At 61.4% G+C, this 16,132-nt stretch carries 16 protein-coding genes, 1 tRNA gene and 1 pseudogene; 9 read left to right on the forward strand and 9 right to left on the reverse strand.

The genetic code is table 11. From position 1 onward, the window contains the following. From Tal182_RS15070 to Tal182_RS15085, 5 genes are read left to right on the forward strand one after another with little or no spacing between them, the layout of a single operon-like run. Nucleotides 1-576: a hypothetical protein gene (locus Tal182_RS15070; RefSeq protein ID WP_085859954.1), complete on the forward strand. Its 576-nt coding sequence runs from the start codon at nt 1-3 to the stop codon at nt 574-576. Beyond that, the gene (locus Tal182_RS15075) at nt 573-800 is read left to right on the forward strand and encodes a hypothetical protein (RefSeq protein WP_085859955.1); all 228 of its coding nucleotides are present in this window, start codon (nt 573-575) and stop codon (nt 798-800) included. The genes Tal182_RS15070 and Tal182_RS15075 overlap by 4 nt, the downstream gene beginning before the upstream one ends. Then, a complete protein-coding gene (locus tag Tal182_RS32305) occupies nt 797-943 on the forward strand; it encodes a hypothetical protein (RefSeq protein WP_164517801.1) in 147 nt (48 codons plus the stop codon). Before Tal182_RS15075 ends, Tal182_RS32305 begins: the two co-directional genes overlap by 4 nt. 47 nt (nt 944-990) lie before the next feature. After that, the gene (locus Tal182_RS15080) at nt 991-1,224 is read left to right on the forward strand and encodes a hypothetical protein (RefSeq protein ID WP_085860953.1); all 234 of its coding nucleotides are present in this window, start codon (nt 991-993) and stop codon (nt 1,222-1,224) included. Then, nucleotides 1,184-2,395, forward strand: a complete 1,212-nt coding sequence (locus Tal182_RS15085; RefSeq protein WP_085859956.1) for a tyrosine-type recombinase/integrase — start codon at nt 1,184-1,186, stop codon at nt 2,393-2,395. Before Tal182_RS15080 ends, Tal182_RS15085 begins: the two co-directional genes overlap by 41 nt. A 66-nt stretch (nt 2,396-2,461) precedes the next feature. Here Tal182_RS15085 and Tal182_RS15090 read toward each other — a convergent pair. From Tal182_RS15090 to Tal182_RS15105, 4 genes are all read right to left on the reverse strand, one after another. Beyond that, nucleotides 2,462-2,537: transfer RNA gene (locus tag Tal182_RS15090), tRNA-Lys, on the reverse strand. Between the two features lie 218 nt (nt 2,538-2,755). Next, complete coding sequence (locus Tal182_RS15095) at nt 2,756-3,667, reverse strand: PhzF family phenazine biosynthesis protein (protein ID WP_064803601.1); 912 nt, start codon at nt 3,665-3,667, stop codon at nt 2,756-2,758. A gap of 281 nt (nt 3,668-3,948) precedes the next feature. Further along, nucleotides 3,949-4,719 carry a hypothetical protein gene (locus Tal182_RS15100; RefSeq protein ID WP_064803603.1) on the reverse strand — a complete coding sequence of 257 codons (771 nt, stop codon included), beginning with the start codon at nt 4,717-4,719 and terminating at the stop codon, nt 3,949-3,951. Nucleotides 4,720-4,727: 8 nt separating this feature from the next. Next, on the reverse strand, nt 4,728-5,837 hold the full coding sequence (locus tag Tal182_RS15105; protein WP_085859957.1) for an endonuclease/exonuclease/phosphatase family protein: 1,110 nt from the start codon (nt 5,835-5,837) through the stop codon (nt 4,728-4,730). A 197-nt stretch (nt 5,838-6,034) separates the two neighbouring features. Here Tal182_RS15105 and Tal182_RS15110 point away from each other — a divergent pair, with 197 nt between their 5' ends. Next, nucleotides 6,035-6,403 carry a DUF4189 domain-containing protein gene (locus Tal182_RS15110; RefSeq protein WP_085860954.1) on the forward strand — a complete coding sequence of 123 codons (369 nt, stop codon included), beginning with the start codon at nt 6,035-6,037 and terminating at the stop codon, nt 6,401-6,403. Nucleotides 6,404-7,145: 742 nt separating this feature from the next. On the opposite strand, the pseudogene Tal182_RS15115 reads toward Tal182_RS15110, so the two are convergent. The 4 genes and pseudogenes from Tal182_RS15115 to Tal182_RS15130 all read right to left on the reverse strand — a co-directional run. Then, nucleotides 7,146-7,793, reverse strand: a pseudogene (locus Tal182_RS15115) (ABC transporter ATP-binding protein); the annotation flags it as partial. Further along, entirely contained in the window at nt 7,781-9,475 is a 1,695-nt protein-coding gene (locus Tal182_RS15120; protein ID WP_085859958.1) for an iron ABC transporter permease, read from the reverse strand. The gene Tal182_RS15120 and the pseudogene Tal182_RS15115, both read right to left, overlap by 13 nt. 7 nt (nt 9,476-9,482) lie before the next feature. Then, nucleotides 9,483-10,460 carry an ABC transporter substrate-binding protein gene (locus Tal182_RS15125; protein WP_085859959.1) on the reverse strand — a complete coding sequence of 326 codons (978 nt, stop codon included), beginning with the start codon at nt 10,458-10,460 and terminating at the stop codon, nt 9,483-9,485. A gap of 124 nt (nt 10,461-10,584) precedes the next feature. After that, nucleotides 10,585-11,352: an alpha/beta hydrolase gene (locus Tal182_RS15130; RefSeq protein WP_085859960.1), complete on the reverse strand. Its 768-nt coding sequence runs from the start codon at nt 11,350-11,352 to the stop codon at nt 10,585-10,587. 186 nt (nt 11,353-11,538) lie between these two features. Here Tal182_RS15130 and Tal182_RS15135 point away from each other — a divergent pair, with 186 nt between their 5' ends. From Tal182_RS15135 to Tal182_RS15145, 3 genes are all read left to right on the forward strand, one after another. Continuing rightward, nucleotides 11,539-12,009: a MarR family transcriptional regulator gene (locus Tal182_RS15135; protein ID WP_064803612.1), complete on the forward strand. Its 471-nt coding sequence runs from the start codon at nt 11,539-11,541 to the stop codon at nt 12,007-12,009. A 374-nt stretch (nt 12,010-12,383) separates the two neighbouring features. Next, a complete protein-coding gene (locus tag Tal182_RS15140) occupies nt 12,384-13,442 on the forward strand; it encodes an aldo/keto reductase (protein WP_085859961.1) in 1,059 nt (352 codons plus the stop codon). 92 nt (nt 13,443-13,534) lie between these two features. Further along, nucleotides 13,535-14,578 (forward strand): DUF2278 family protein, encoded by a 1,044-nt coding sequence (locus Tal182_RS15145; RefSeq protein WP_085859962.1) that lies wholly within the window; start codon nt 13,535-13,537, stop codon nt 14,576-14,578. Between the two features lie 332 nt (nt 14,579-14,910). Here the strand turns inward: Tal182_RS15145 and Tal182_RS15150 are convergent, their stop codons facing one another. Beyond that, a complete protein-coding gene (locus Tal182_RS15150) occupies nt 14,911-16,131 on the reverse strand; it encodes a PLP-dependent aminotransferase family protein (RefSeq protein ID WP_085859963.1) in 1,221 nt (406 codons plus the stop codon). Nucleotide 16,132: the final 1 nt, after the last annotated feature.

Genomic DNA, 16,132 nt, shown 5'->3' on the forward strand with positions numbered 1-16,132 from the left:
ATGTCAACCGACACCACAAAAGCAAAGCATGCCGCTTCCGAGTTCTTCGCGCGCGTGGGCCAAGGCGAGAGCGAAGGCGATGTAATCATCGATCTAGTCGGGAGCGCCATTCAGTCGGAGCGCTATCGTTGCGCGGGAGAGGCGCGTCGTGCTGCCTCCGAAGCTGTGCGCGAAGGTCTTCGCAATCTTCTTCCCGACGCCGTTTATGAGGCCCGCCATCGAGGATCCCACCCCATGACCGACATCACCACCCGCCTCCTCTCCATGTCAGAAGCCATGTACTTTGACCGTGGCCAAGAGGAAGTCGATGCGCTGTTGCTGGAAGCAAAGAGTGAGATCGAGCGGCTTAGGGCAATAGCGAATGCCGCCGAAGCCTACGTTGCCTCTGTCAACGGCGAACCAGAAAAAGATTGCTGGGACACCGAAGACGGCAAGGAAGCTCCAGGCGCTGAACGGTTCGCCTCTGATTGGGCGTGGCAGGAATACGACGCCAAGATGCAGAAGGCTTTCGATGATCTCAGGGCCGCCCTCATTCCAGAGCAGAAGGGTAAGCCCGGGTCCGAGGCGGAGAGATGAAGATCGGCGCCCGCCAACTCCAGATGCTCAAATCGGTCGGCACCACCAGCGCGCTCGTCGTTCCTTGTCCCATCAGCCGCCGCCTTTGCGAGATCGGCCTAATGAAGTCCGACGAACCGGACGGCAGCTTTGCCCACGTGACGCCGGCCGGATTGCGCGCTCTTGCCGACGCTGCGGAAGCTGGGCGCGTCGACCTGTTCAAAATGCCGGAGAAGAAGAGATGACGGCCATCCTTAAGCTCATCGCCGAAACCGAGTCATGGCGGATGTTCCATAAATCCCGAGGCTCGCACATCGAAGCCGCCGCATGCGCGATCCGTCTCAAGGCTCTTCGTGATGCACTCGACGCCAATAGGGGGGAGCGATGACAGTCCGTCGCCAGACCACCATCCCGGCCGGCAGTTGGCCGCCGCGCATGACGGCGGACATGGCAGCCGGATATTGCGGGGAAAAGCACGTCGAGGACTTCCTCGAGCGCGTCGGCACCACATATCCACACCCGCGCGTAGTTGACACCACCCGGCGGAAATTCTGGTATCGTGACGACTTGGACCGCGCGATGAACATCGGCGCCGTCGAAACCGCCTCAGGCATTGGAGCGAAATTCCGTGACAAGATCAGGGAAAAGCGGAACGGTCGAACTGCCTAAGCATGTCCACCGCGTCATAAAGCGCCGCAAGAACGGCGCTGAGACGGTTTATACCTTCTATACGAAGTTCCGAAACACCGCCGCAGCGTGGCCGTCGCTGCCCTTACCGGCGCCCCTGGAACGTGACTTCCAGAGCCGTGTCGCCATCTGCGAAGCGCTCGAGCGCGACGATAAGGGCTTCCTGCTGGACGGCAAACGGCTCCCCGATCACGTGGAAAAGGAATTCTGGCCGGCCGCCGAAAAGGCTTTCGAGGCTCAGCTGAAGCGGGGGCGAGAAGGCGTCAAAGATTTCAAGTCGATGGTCGAGACGTTCCAGGATGACGCCAATCCTTTCTGGTCGAGCCTGTCCGCCTCCACGCGCCGCGGCTACACTTCATCCGGGAGAATGATCATCGAACTGGTCGGCGACGAGCTGCCGGCCGATCTGACGACCGTAGACGCCCAGCAGATGATCGATGAGCTCGGCGATACTCCTGCGACCGCCAATCAATTCCGCGCCTTTCTGTCCCGCCTGATGGCATGGGGCATTCCTCGCGGATATTGCTCAAGCAATCCTGTCGAGCACACCGAGAAAATCCCTGGCGGAGAGCCTTGGGTCCCGTGGCCGAACTGGGCTTTCGAGATCCTGTTCCAGCACGCGCCTTTCCACATGCAGATGATCGCCATGTCGGCATTCTTCACAGGCCAGCGCCAGGGCGATGTCATTGCGATGGTGAAGCCGAAGGCCGGGGAAACGACAATCGCTGTCAAGGCGCAGAAGACGAAGAAGACGGTCTGGATCCCGATCCATTCGGCTTACCGGAAATGGATCGAACGGGTTCCGTCGAACGACAGCGTCATGCTTCATGCGGGATCGCGCACAAAATATTATAAGACCGCCGACGGCTTCCGGACTGAATGGCAGAAGCTGATGGACGAAACGCCTTTCAAGCGATTCCGCGAAGAGAGGATCGTCTTCCACGGTTTGCGGAAGAACGCAGTCATCAATCTGCTGGAAGTTGGCTGCACCGAGAACCAGGTTGGGGCGATCTGCAACATGTCGGCGCAGATGGTTCAGCACTACGGGCGGGAGGTCGCTCTGAGGAGTTTGGCCAAGGACGCGATGAAGCTCATGGAGGCCCGATGGAGCGAGATCGAGCCGGCCGCATTCCGGAACAGGAACGGAACGTGAATTGGAAACAGTTTCCAATTTGTTGGAAACCGGTGTCCCGAAAATGCCGCTAACTATTTGAAATTATGGTGGGTGATGTAGGGCTCGAACCTACGACCCGCTGATTAAGAGTCAGCTGCTCTACCAACTGAGCTAATCACCCGTTCCCGCTTCGCTGCGCGGTGTGACGGGGCGTATAAACAGGATCGGCAGGCTTGTCCAGCGCATCAACGAAAATTCTTTGGTTAATCTCAAAGATTTTTCCGCAGCGCCGAAATGCGGCGCACAATCCTGGAAATCGGAATCGATCTTCGAGAGGGATGACGCGCCAATTCAAGATGATAGAGCGTCCCACCTGCCGGAGCGCGGCGCTCGCATAACTCAAAGATCGAGTGTGCCACTCGCCAGCCGCACCGCTTGGCCGCCGATCCGTGCGTTGGAAATCGTTCCGCCTTCGACATCGATATGCAGGTGGATGAAGGATGGACGGCCCATCTCGACGCCCTGCTCGATCATGATCGGGTGGTGCCCGTCCGTCAGCCGGTCAAAATGGCGGATTGCGCCGGAGAGCGCGGCCGCCGCCGCGCCGGTGGCCGGATCCTCGACGATGCCCATACCGCTGGCAAACATGCGCGCATGGAACTTTGCCACGTGGTTCACGCCGCCGCGGCAATAGACATAGGCCGAGGCAAGCGCGCCATCGGCGAAGGGCACGATCTTTTCCCAAAGCTGCGGATCGAATTCCACCCGTTGCGCCGTGCCGACATCGTGCACCGGAATGAGCAGAAACGGGACACCGGCGCTCCAGACCGAGGGGACGTGATTTTCGAAGCCGATTTCGGTGACCTTCAACGACAGCGCATCGGCAATACCGAGCTTGTCGAGCGGCATGACCGCCTGCTGCGATTTTCGCGGCAGGTCAAATTCGGCAAAACTCGCCTCACCTTCTCGCAGCCGCACCGCGCACCGCACCGGCCCGACATTTTCCTCGAGCACCGTAACGAGATCGAGCGCCGCTGCGCCGTGAGCCCGCTCGGCCAGCGCCACCGCCGTGCCGACAGTGGGATGACCGGCAAAGGGCAGTTCGCGGCCCGGCGTGAAGATTCTGAGCTTCGCCGCGTAGGCAGGATTGGTCGAAGGCTGCACGAAAACCGTTTCGGAGAGATTGATCTCCCGGGTGATCGCCTGCATCGCCTCGTCACTGAGATTGTCGCCGTCGAAAACCACCGCCAGCGGATTACCCGCAAGCTTTCGATCGGTGAACACGTCATAGACGCTGTAGCTTCGCGCCACATCGGCCTCCTTGAATCGATCGTCCCGCCGCCAACCTGCCCGACCATGCGACCGAGTGCAAGGCGCTAACTCGGGTAAGAACAACCCGTCTCCGGCACGAGACGTCGGCACTCGGCAATTTGCACGGGATCGTTAATGAAAATCGATTTTTTCTCGGAAGCGCTTGACGAGTGTGGCACCCCCTCTGCCCTGCCGGGCATCTCCCCCACAGGTGGGGAGATTGGCTGGGCGCACTGGTTTCCCCAAACAATAGGACGAGGTCGGCCTCCGATTGCCGCGCCCTATGCGCCCCTCTTTCCGAAATACCAGTCAATCACCGGCAGCATGGCGATATTATACGGATACGCGTTCCGGTCAGCCGAACGGATCGCCACCGCACCCGCGATCTCCTTGTCTTCGGCGACCAGCATGTGGGCCTCGATCCGCTCGACCATCTCGTCGGCCGTCAGGTCGAAGCGGAACAGCCTCAGCAACGTCACCGTACGCCTGGCGTGGCTGGCGAAGAGACCCTGCCCCGCCACCGAATCGGAAAGATCGAGGCCGGTTTCCTCGTGGACCTCGCGGCGCATGTTGGCCTCGATGTCACAGCGCCCGTCGAAAATATCCTCCGGTTCAAGCGAGCCGGCGGCGAAATAGACCTGGCCGGGATTGGCGGTGTGCGCCCCCATGCGGATCGCCACCAGCGCGCCGTCGGAGCTTTCGAGCACGGGATAGGCGAAGATGTGCAGCCCGCCTTGGCGCTGCGGCTGACGGCGCCAGTACATGAAGGCGGAAAAAGGCGTGACGTAGCCCTCACCTGAAATTCCCTCCTCGCCAAGCGACAGCCGCTGCTGGAAGATCAGGCGCCCGTCGAAGAGCGCCGGATTGGCGGCGATCTCCCTCACCCAGTTTTCGCGGATCGCCGTTTCCTCGGCGGCGACGAAAGGATGCGTGCCGGGCAAGATGCGGAGATCAACGCCGGCGATGGGGAAGACCGTGCTCTCCGGCGGCCAGCCGGCGAAATCACCGGGAAAATCAGTGTTCGGAAAACTTCTGCTCAAATTCGTTTTCATGTTCGCTTTCAGGGGAGATCCAGTGTCATGACGACGGGGCAATGGTCGGAGGCCTTCGGCCGGTCCCAGCCGGTACGGGGATAACGCTCCACCTCCTGCCCCGGCGGAAAGATGGTGCGGTAGGGTTGGCCGCTGCGGATGATCTCAGGCGCGCGGCCGGCATTATGGGCGGCAAGTGCGGGCGAAAGCCAGATATAATCGAGCTGGCAAAGGTGCTGCTCCTGCGGCCCGCGCGCATGATAGAGCGTCCAGCGGTCGAGGGGCTGACGACGGCGTACGACATTTTCAGCAAAGCTGTCATGGCTGAAGACGTCGAGCGCGCTTTCGGTCTCCACCTGATGCTCGAAATGATAACCGGCGCCACGCCGCCCAACGACGTCGACGCGCTCCTGATAGTCGTTCATGTCGCCGCTGATGGCAAAGCTCTTCGAAGCTGTATGGCCGGCGCCGAAGCGGTCCTCGATGATGCGACGCACGGCGCGCGCCTCGGCGCGACGGAGCGGCAGTGTCGATTGCCGCCCGTCCAGCCCATCGCGCGGATTGCCCATTGACTTGAAATGCACGACATAGAGCGAGAAAGGCCTGCCGCCGATCAGGAGGTCGAGCTCCAGGCAGTCGCGCTTGAAGATCTTGTCGTCGATACGGTTGGTAAGCGCCAGTTCCTCGTCGAAGAGATCGAAATCTCGATAGGTCGTCATCGCATGGCTTCTGATATCCTTGAGCTCGATCTTCTGGCCGTCGCGCGTTTCCTCGCGCATCAAGACGGCGACATCGATGCCGCGGCTGTCATTGCCCTCAACCAGGAATTTCTGCCGATAGCCGTTTCCGACCATGCGGAAGAGATAGCCGTATTCGAACGCCTGAAGAGCGGCCATGTTGTCGATTTCCTGCAGGCAGAGAATATCGGCGTCGGCATCCGCGATCGCCAGCGCCGTCATCTGCCTCGTATCATCGGTGGCGGCGATCACCCGCGCCTGCTCGAGCTGCTGATAAACGCCCTCGCTGTTCACCTCGAAAAGCTTGATGACGCGGTCCTGGCGCAGCTGGTTGCGGAAGCCGGTGAAATCGAAACGGGTCAGCAGGTTTTCGACGTTGAAGGTGGCGAGGCGAAGCGACATGGAATGAGTCCGGTTGCAGGCGCTACCTTAACCAGCAGAAGCGGCAGGAAAAGATGGCGAGGCCAAGAAAAGTGCGGACAGCCGAGGCTTTTGAAGCCGAAAGCGACCAACTGCGACTTGGATGGCTGACATTCTCCCACTGGCCTCTGATCGTTTGCCGCGGACGGCTATTGCCAATTCGCACGCGGGGGCATTTCATGAAACGAATTCTGGCATCACTTGCAGTTCTGGCGCTCCTTGCCGACGCCGGCCCGGCGCTCGCCGACACCTATGGCGCCATCGCCTATTCGCCGTCATCAGGCACCACCGGCTGGTCCCATGCCTATGGCAACAGAGGCGCCGCCGAAACCGTCGCGAGGCGCAATTGCGACGACAGCGCAAATGACTGCCGAATCGCCATCTGGTTCTGCAACGGCTGCGGCGTGGCCGCCGTCGGCTATCGCGGCGGCGGGGGCTCCGGCTGGGGTTACGACCGCCGCGAAGCCGAGCGCCAAGCGATCGGCAGCTGCAGCAGGCAGACCGGCGGCTGCCGCATCATCCGCTGGCAGTGCTCGGGCAGAGAATAAGCCGACGTGGCCTGAAAACGACCGCGGCCATCGGTCCGCACACCGTGGCGGGTAGCAGCAATGTCATGTGCAGCAGTCTTTAATATGGCCCATGCTTCGGGGGGATCTTAACCGCTTGTTCTGACTCTACTGTAAATCGCACCCACCATAATGAGACTTCGTGTCGCCCTTTTCCGTAATCGAAATAATCCACCGGTAGACCAGCCGCGAGCTTGGCATCCGCCTCGGCCTTTCGTTCCGCCATGCATGAGTTATCGAGCATTGAAGCGACTTTTTCCGGATCTTTGTTTGAAACAAGATACGATTTTGTGGACCGCTCCAAGCACTTGCCCAATGCCCCCGCGGCTGACCCGACGCGACGTATCTCCGGTGTGTCATAGGGTGAAGTAGCACACGACGCTAGAGCCGTTACAATACTCAGAATAATGCCCGTATATCGCAATCTTATCCCCCGCTCACATTGAAATTGAGTCTCAGCGTTGCCTCGCTGCCACTGGAGCCTATGTTTCAACACCCGCGATCGAAGGCCATCGCTCAAGACCGTGCCATCATCCGCAGCTCCAAAGTGGATCTTGAATCAGCTTCGACCTGCGCCGTTACTTCGCAATCGATTCATCGATCGCAGGATCTGCTCTAGTTCGAAGCTGGAAAATATTCAACCAGTTGGCGATTCGAAAGAAGATACCAGGAACTTTCAACCCTATATTGTTGAGCTTCGACCGTATCACCGCAGAAGCAAGGCCCGGCCTTCCGACATGACGGCGACGTCGGTTGCGAGCGCCATCGCCTCGCTCTGGTCGTGGGTGACGTAGATCATCGTTGCACCCGAGCGCTTATGGAACTCGCGGAAGGTTTCCTCCATCTCCTGCTTCAGGTGCCGGTCGAGATTGGCAAGCGGCTCGTCGAGCAGCACGACGGCGGGCGAAGTCACCAGGCAGCGGGCGAGCGCCACGCGTTGGCGCTGGCCGCCCGAGAGATCGGCCGGCCGCCGCCCGGCATAGTCGGCGAGCCGGACGGTGGAAAGCGCCTCGCTGACCTTTGCCCGGTAGGCCGCGCCCGAGATGCCGCGAACCTTGAGGGGATAACCGACATTATCGGCAACGCTCATATGCGGCCAGAGCGCATAGGACTGGAAGACCATCGCCATGTTGCGCTTCTCGGGCGGCAGCGATTGGGCGGCATCCGCCAGCAGCCGCTCGCCGAGATGGATCGAGCCGTCGGAGGGCGTCTCGAAACCGGCGATCATCCTCAGAACCGTCGTCTTGCCGCAGCCGGAAGGCCCGAGCAGCGCCAGGAAACCGCCCTCGCGAACATCGAGCGAAAAGTCGCTAACGGCGGCGCGTCCGGTGCCGAAATCCTTGGCCAACCGGTTGAGGATCAGTTGCGCCATGGGACCACTCCTTTCGGCAGTCGCTTCGCCAGGAGTTCGAGCACCAGCATCATGACGACGACCATCAGGACGGCGAGCACCGAGAGCGCAGAGGCAAGGTCGGAACTGCCGCTGTCGTCGAGATTGTAGATGGCGACCCCGAGCGTCTGGGTGCCGGCCGACCAGAGCAGTGCGGAGATCGTCAGCTCGTTACAGGCGATGAGAAAGACGAGGATGACCGATGCGCCGGCGGCGGGCGAGATCAGCGGCACGACGATATCGCAAAGCCTGCGGAAGAAGCCGGCGCCGGAAAGCCGCGCCGCCTCCTCCAGCGCCGGATCGAGCTGATGGAAGGCGCTGACGAGGGGTTTCAGGCTGACGGCGAAGAAGGAGGAGAAATAGGCGATCAGGATGATCCAGATCGTGCCGTAGAGCGAGACGTTGAGGACCGGGATCGGTGCGGCGAAAACCAGGATGAAGGCCACCGCCATGACGATGCCCGGCAGCGAATAGGGTATCTCGATTAGGCTAGCGACGATGCGGGAAACGGTATCTCTCCGTCGCGTCAACGCATAGGCCGCAAGCACCGTCACGACAAGGAGACCAAGCGCCGTAGCGCCGGCAAGCGACAGTGAATTGATAAAGGCCGTGCGCGTCACCGCCTGCCGGAACAGGATCTCCTGAAAAGCGTGCAGCGACATGGTCTTGAAGGTGAGCGGCACGCCATAGGCCGGCACCAGCGCGCCGGCGACGAGCGCGAAGAAGGGTGCGGCCAGCATGAAGAACAGGATGGCCCAGAGAAGCGGCGTAGCAAGGAAGCGCCAGGCGCCGAGCTGGAAAGCGGCACTTGCCCCTGACAGGCCGATGACACGATAGTCCCGGCCTCTGAGCGCGCGGTCCTGGATCATCAGCCCTGCGACCGAGATCATCGCAATGATGCCAGAGAGCACGGCGACATCTCCGAAGGTGCGGCTGGTGAAAGCTGAGAATTTGGTGAAGATGAGCGTCGGCAGCGTGTAGATCGAGGCGGGGATGCCGAGAATGGCGGGGATGCCGAAATTGCCGGTGCAGGAAACGAAGGAGATCGCCGCCCCGGCGGTAATGCCGGGCAGAGAAAGCGGCAGGATGATATCGCGGAATACCCTGAGACTTGAGGCGCCAGAAAGCCGTGCGGCCTCCACGCCGTCACGCGGCAGCGTCATCAGCCCTGCCCTGAGCGCGAGATAGACAAGCGGCGCATGCTGCACGCCATAGAGCAGGGCGATGCCGCCCACGGAATAGAACGGCTGCGGCGAGCCCAGCGGCGGCGCAAGCGAGAGCGCCTTCAACAGCGGGCTCGACGGTCCCGACATCTGCACCCAGGCGAGCGCGGTCACCTGCGGCGGGATCATCATCGGCAGCACGAAGAAAAAGCTGAGCGGCCCCTTGCCGGGAAGATCCGTCAGCGTCAGCAGGAAGGCGAAGAGGCAGCCGATGGCAAGCGAGATGATCGTGCCCAAAACCGCGGTGACGAGGGTGTAACAGGTGGCCTGCCAGAGCGACGGCTCGCTCAGCACATCGACGACACCGCCGCTGGCGAAGGCCGTTATCCCGACCATGGCGAGACGGGCGAGCGGCAGCGCGCTGAGGATAAGAACGATGCTGACGATAAAAGGAAACAGCCAGGTGGGCTGGCTGTTTCCTGGTCTTGCATATCCCTGCATGAAAGGATCAGTTCGAGCCGTAAATGCCCGAGAAGGTCTTCAGATCCTGGTCGGTATTCTTGAGCGCTTCGGCAGCTTTGATCGGCAGGACCTTGATGGCATCACGCGCCGGGAAACCTTCCGGCAGCTTCATGCCGTTGCGGGCCGGGATGTACCCGAGCTTCAGGAAGCCTTCCTGGCCCTTTTCCGAGAGCACGTAATCGACGAACTTCTTAGCGGCCTCGGCATTCTTGGTGCTGGCGAGAATGCCGACCGGCTCGGTCACGGCCGAAACGCCTTCGCTCGGGAAGACGAACTCGACGGGCGCGCCCTTGGTCTTCTCGCGCATCGGCAGGTAATCGACGACCATGCCGTAAGCCTTCTCGCCCGAAGCAACCGACTTCAGGACGGCGCCGTTGCCACCGGCCGCGATCGCGCCGTTTTCGGCAAGCGCCTTGTAGAAGTCCCAACCGAGGCCGGGAACGGCGGCCAGCGTCTGTGCGTGGATGAGCGCGGCGCCCGAAGTGAGCGGGCTCGGCATGGTGACGAGGCCCTTGGCTTCCGGCTTGGTCAGGTCCTTCCAGCTCGTCGGCTTCATCGCGGCTGAGGTGTTGTACATGATGCCGGTGGTGATCAGCTTGGTCGAATAATAGTAGCCGTCAGCGTCATAGAGGCTGGCTTCGTACCCTGCGGCTTCCGGCGACTTATAGGCCAGCAGCTTGCCGTCTTCCTTGAGGCGCTCCAGCGTCACCATGTCCGCGATGAGGAGGATGTCGGCGACCGGATTGCCGGCCTGGATCTCGGCCTGCAGCTTGGCGATGATCTTCGGCGTGCCGTCGCGCACCCAGTCGACCTTGATATCGGGATTTGCGGCCATGAAGCCGTCGACCGTCGCCTGCGCGTCTTCGTTCGGCTGGCTGGTGTAGAGAACGAGGTTTGCGGCCGAAGCCGGAATGGCAAGGAAGCTCGCGGCGAGAAGAGCTGCGGCGGAAACGATCGTCTTCATGGGAGGGGTCCTCGGGAATTGCGTCACCCTCCCTTATTAGGGGTCGTTGACAGAGATGTGACAAGGCGCAGCGGCTGCGCTACGCCTTGAAACCACTGCATTGCCGTCGCCTCTCCGAGAGACGTTACTTCGCGGCCTCTTCGATGAGCTCCGCCACCTTCTGGGGCTGTGAAACCATCACGACGTGGGACGCGCCCTCGACCACGACGGTCCGCTTCGACCCTGCTCTCTCGGCCATGAAGCCAAGGGCTGCGGCCGGAATGTTCTTGTCGCCGGTGCCATAGACAAACCATGACGGCAGCTTCTTCCAGGCGGGCTCACCGGATTTTTCGGTCAGGGCTGCTTCCGTGACCGGTCGCTGGGCCGCCGCCATCAGGGCAGCCTGTTCGGCCGGCACGTCGCTGGCGAACTGGTCATGGAACTTGGCTTGATCGATAGAGAGATCGACGCCGCCTGCGCTGAGTTTTACCGGAGCCGCAAGCGCTCCGCTCAGCGTGCCGCCGGGAAACTTGCCGGCGAGATCGGCAACCGATTCCCCGGCATCCGGCGCGAAGGCGGCGACATAGACCAGGGACTTGACGTTGTCATGGCCGTTCGCGGCGGTCGAGATCACCTGCCCTCCATAGGAATGGCCGACCAAGACGACGGGGCCGGCAATGCTGCCGACGACATCGGACACATAGGCGGCATCGCCCGATACGCTGCGCAGCGGATTGGCGGCAGCAACGACCGAGAAGCCGTCCTTACGCAGGATCTCGACGACGCCGTTCCAGCTGGAGGAATCGGCAAAGGCGCCGTGAACGAGGACGACGGTCGGTTTGGCCGGCTGAGCGACGGCAGCACCGGAAAGAAGAGCGCCCGCCAGGGCGGCCACAGCAGCAAACTTGAACATGGGGCATTTCCTTTCGTCGTTGAGTTTCAATGGGAGCCGAACCGGGAGCCACAAGTTGCATTCCCTTCGACATGTTGTTTGCAAGCGATTTCTTTGTGCGATATCTAAATAGAGGACAACACGCCGAGCGTCAATAGCTTGCAAATAGATCGCGCACAAATTATATTGAGGTGAGAGGAGAGTGTGATGAAAGACACCCCAACGAATGATCTCGCCGACGTGCCGAAAGTCGATGAAATGCTTTGCTTTTCAATCTATTCGGCAGGCCATGCCTTCAACCAGCTTTACCGCCCCCTGCTCGACGAGTTGGATCTCACCTATCCGCAATTCCTCGTCATGACCGCCTTGTGGGCGCGCGACGACCGCACGGTGAAGGATCTCGGGGAAACGCTTTTCCTTGATTCCAGCACCCTCACCCCGCTCTTGAAGCGGCTGGAAAATGTCGGCCTCGTCACCCGCAACCGCAATCCCGCCGACGAGCGCCAGGTGCTTCTGCGCCTGACGCAGAAGGGGCAGGCCCTCAAGAGTCGCGCCACCCACGTGTTCGATTGCATCGGCAAAGCTGTCGGTCTCGACGTCGAGACCGTCGGCAGGATTCGCGATACGATCGCTTCGCTCCGCGACAATATTCACAAGAAGGACAAGGAAGCGAGCTGACGCGAGGCGTCCCTCACCGCGTCGTCAATCCTGCTACATCGGATCTCCTGGCTTTCGTCGAAGCCAACCGGTTAACTATTCTCGCGCGGCAGCAACGGAACGTAAGGCTTTCATCGTGAGGCCCTGCGTCCGGCGACCCTCCCCACAAGGGGGAGGCACTAACTTGGGGGCACCCTATCGCTCCTCCCGAAAGACCAAAGATTTTGCGGGTGCGGCAGTTTAAGCCCCTCCCCCTTGTGGGGAGGGGTTTGGGGCGGGGTCTTTAACCGGATAGCATCAGGCATGAGCGGTTTTCACCCAAGCATAAACCTGCTCTTGCCATTCCCCCGCTATGCGTTACGTCAATCGCATTTCGATGACGAGGAGGAGTTTCAATGGAATATCGTCTGCTCGGCCGTTCCGGCCTGAAGATTTCGACTTTGACCATGGGCACGATGACCTTCGGCGGCGTCGGCTGGGCGAAGATGGTCGGCGATCTCGGCGTCTCCGAGGCGAAGAAGATGATCGACATCTGCATCGATGCCGGCATCAATCTGATCGACACCGCCAACGTCTATTCCTCAGGCGAATGCGAAAACATCATCGGCGAGGCGCTCGCCGGCAAGCGGCCACAGGGCGTGCTGCTCGCCACCAAGGCCCGCTTCGGCATGGGCGACGGCCCGAACGACCGCGGCCTGTCGCGCTACCACCTGATCCGCGAATGCGAGGCGAGCCTGAAGCGCCTGAAGACCGATGTCATCGATCTCTACCAGGTGCATGAATGGGACGGCCAGACACCGCTCGAAGAGACGATGGAAGCACTCGACACGCTGATCCGGCAGGGCAAGGTGCGTTATGTCGGCTGCTCGAACTATTCCGGCTGGCACATCATGAAGGCGCTGGGCATCGCCAAAGAGCACCGCTACCAGCGCTTCGTCAGCCAGCAGATCCACTATACGCTGGAGGCGCGCGACGCCGAATACGAGCTGCTGCCGATCGCAATCGACCAGGGCCTCGGCGTGCTCGTCTGGAGCCCGCTTGCCGGCGGCCTGCTTTCCGGCAAGCATCGCCGCAACCAGGCAGCACCCGAGGGAACACGCCAGTTCGCCGGCTGGACCGAACCGCCGATCCGCGATGAAAACCGCCTCTGGAATATCGTCGAGACGCTGGTCGCGATCGGTGAGGAACGGGGCGTCTCAGCCGCGCAAATTGCCCTCGCCTGGCTGATCGGCCGCAAGGCGGTCACTTCGGTCATCATCGGTGGGCGCACCGAAGCCCAGTTCCGCGACAACATCGCCGCCGCCGAGCTGAAGCTGACGGAGGAGGAACGCAAGCGCCTCGACGCCGTCAGCCTGCCGGCGATGCTCTACCCTTATTGGCACCAGTTGAACACGGCGAGCGACAGGCTCGGCGAAGCCGACCTCGAGCTTTTCGGCCCGCATCTCCAGCCATAGCCCCGAGGCATTGCACGGCGGAGGATACGCGTCACAAAAGATGCACTTTATCAGTGCCAGCATGAGATCCCGCCACCGCCAGGGAGGTTCTCATGCTGAAGAATTACAAGGTCCTGAAGGGTATGGCGAGCGCGCTTGCCCTCGATGACGACAACAATCCCCATATCGAAATCCGCATCGAGGCGGCAGGCGTCAGCTACCGCATCGCGCTCAATGTCCGCTCGAAGACGTCGCCGCACGACCTGCTCTACGTCAATATCGTCGATTTCAAGCACCAGGCGCTGACGGAGGCGCTCGAAGCCCTGCCGATGGGCCTGACCGACATTCGCAAGGACCGCCCGGAGCTTGCGATCGATTACGTCCGCGGCGGGCTGGTCGAGCGAGAGGATATGGATGTCGCGCCCTTCCAGCTCTCCGGCCCGAAGAACGATCTGCGCGAGTTCATCGAGCCGATCGTCGAGGAAGGCATTGCCGATCCCGATATCCACTTCTATGCCTTCGGCGAGGCCTGGGGGCCTGAGAACAACAAGCCTGACGAATATTTCCACTTCGAGCCGGGCAACGGCATCCATGACATCCACATGAACCAGGGCGACAATGGCGGCTTCAAGGCCACCAACGGGCCGAACCAGGACGGCGCGCTGCTAGTCCATTTCACCGACACCGACGAATGGGCGGCGATCTTCCTTTGCTTCCAGTCACAGAACTGGAACACTGATGCGGCGACCGGCTATCCGGTGGCCGAGGATCGCGGCGGCCAGGGCCGTGGCGAAGGCACCCGCCGGCCGCAGCCGGTCGTCGCCTCGTCGCTGCGCATCATCGCGGCGCTGATCAACCCGGTGAACGGCGAAGGCGGCATCGAGAATGAGACGGTGACGATCATCAACCGCTCCGACATATCCGTCTCGCTCGATGGCTGGAAGCTGGAGGACGAAAACGGCCGGATGCAGACCCTGTCGGGAACGCTTGCCGCAGGCGAACTACGCACCATAGCACTCAACGCTGCCGCCGGCGGCCCGCAGCTCGCCAACCGCGGCGGTGACATCATCCTGCGCAACACCGACGGAGCAGTCGCCGACCGCGTCGGCTACGGCAAGAGCGAGACCGCGAACGAGGGGTGGACCACGATTTTTTGATTGGCGTTCTGCTTGGTTGATTTCCCAAGACGGTGGTGATGGAAGGATAACGCTTACCCTCTCTCTGAGAGAGGATGGCGGAAGTACTCCTCTCATCCTCATTCCTGTGCTCGTCACAGGAATGAGGATGAGAGGACGTGCCGTGCAGCCCCCTCATCCGGCTGCCGCCACCTTCTCCCCGCCGGGGAGAAGGGGTTGTGGCACCGTCTCGCGCTCATCCCCGCTATGGAAAAGAGGAGCGAGCGGCTTGCTCCCTCCCTTCTCCCCAGCGGGGAGAAGGTGGCCCGAAGGGTCGGATGAGGGGGCTGCACGGCAGAGCGCCTCTCAAGCAGTCACCCGCCAATCTCATCCGAGATCAGCTTGCCCAACCGGCCGATTCCATCCTCGATCATCTGCTCATTGGCGCAGGAGAAGCTGACGCGGAATGTGTTGGCGCCGGAGCCGTCGGCGAAGAAGGCTTTGCCGGGCACGAAGGCGACCTTGCCGGTTTCGAGCGATTTCGCCAGCAGCTTGGCGCCGTCCATGCCCTCCGGCAGCGTGATCCAGATGAACATGCCGCCTTCCGGCTTCGTCCAGCTGGTGCCCTTGGGCATGTATTTCTCGAGCGCCGCCAGAATGCAGTCGCGGCGATGGCTGTAGACCGCTTTGATCTTGGCGACCTGTTTGTCGAAACCGCGCACGGCGACATCCGATATCGCCATCTGGTTGATCGTCGAGGAATGCAGGTCGGCCGCCTGCTTCATCAGCACCAGCTTGCGGATGACGGGCGCATTGGCAACGATGAAGCCGACGCGAAGGCCGGGCGCCAGCGTCTTGGAGAAGCTGCCGCAATAGATCGTGCGTGTACCGTTGATATGGCCCTTGTCGGCGATCTCCAGCGCCAGGATCGGCGGGATCGGCTCGCCGTCATAACGCAGCGACTGGTAGGCCGCATCCTCGATGACGGCGATATCGAGCTCTTCGGCAAGCGCCAGCACTTTCTTGCGGCCATCGAGATCGACGGTTTCGCCGGTCGGATTGGAGAAATCTGCGGAGAGATAGGCGAATTTCACCTTGCCGCCGGCAGCGGCCGCGGCAACGCGATAGGACTCGGGCGTCCGGTTGCCGCTCGGCGTCAGCTGGTCATAGGCCGGTTCATAGGCGTTGAAGGCCTGCAGCGCGCCAAGATAGGTCGGCCAGGTCACGAGCGCGGTATCATTGGGCGACAGGAAGAGTTTGCCGAGATAATCGAGCCCCTGCTGCGAGCCCGAGACAATGAAGACATTGTCGAGTCCGCAGGGAATACCGAGCGCACCCATCTGCTCGACCAGCCATTCGCGCAGCGGCTTATAGCCTTCGCTGACCGAATATTGCAGCGCCGAGTTGACGGCCGCACCCGAGAAAATATCGGCATAGGCCCGCTGGAATTCCTCGGCCGGAAACAGCGCGGGATCCGGAATGCCGCCGGCAAAGGAAATGATGTCGGGCTGGTCGAGAAGCTTCAGGAGCTCGCGGATTTCGGATGCGCGCATGCGCGACGAGCGCGACGCAAACATGGTGTCCCAGTTCAGCATG

This window comes from Rhizobium sp. TAL182 (genome assembly GCF_002117725.1).
In the GTDB taxonomy this organism is placed as follows: domain Bacteria; phylum Pseudomonadota; class Alphaproteobacteria; order Rhizobiales; family Rhizobiaceae; genus Rhizobium; species Rhizobium esperanzae.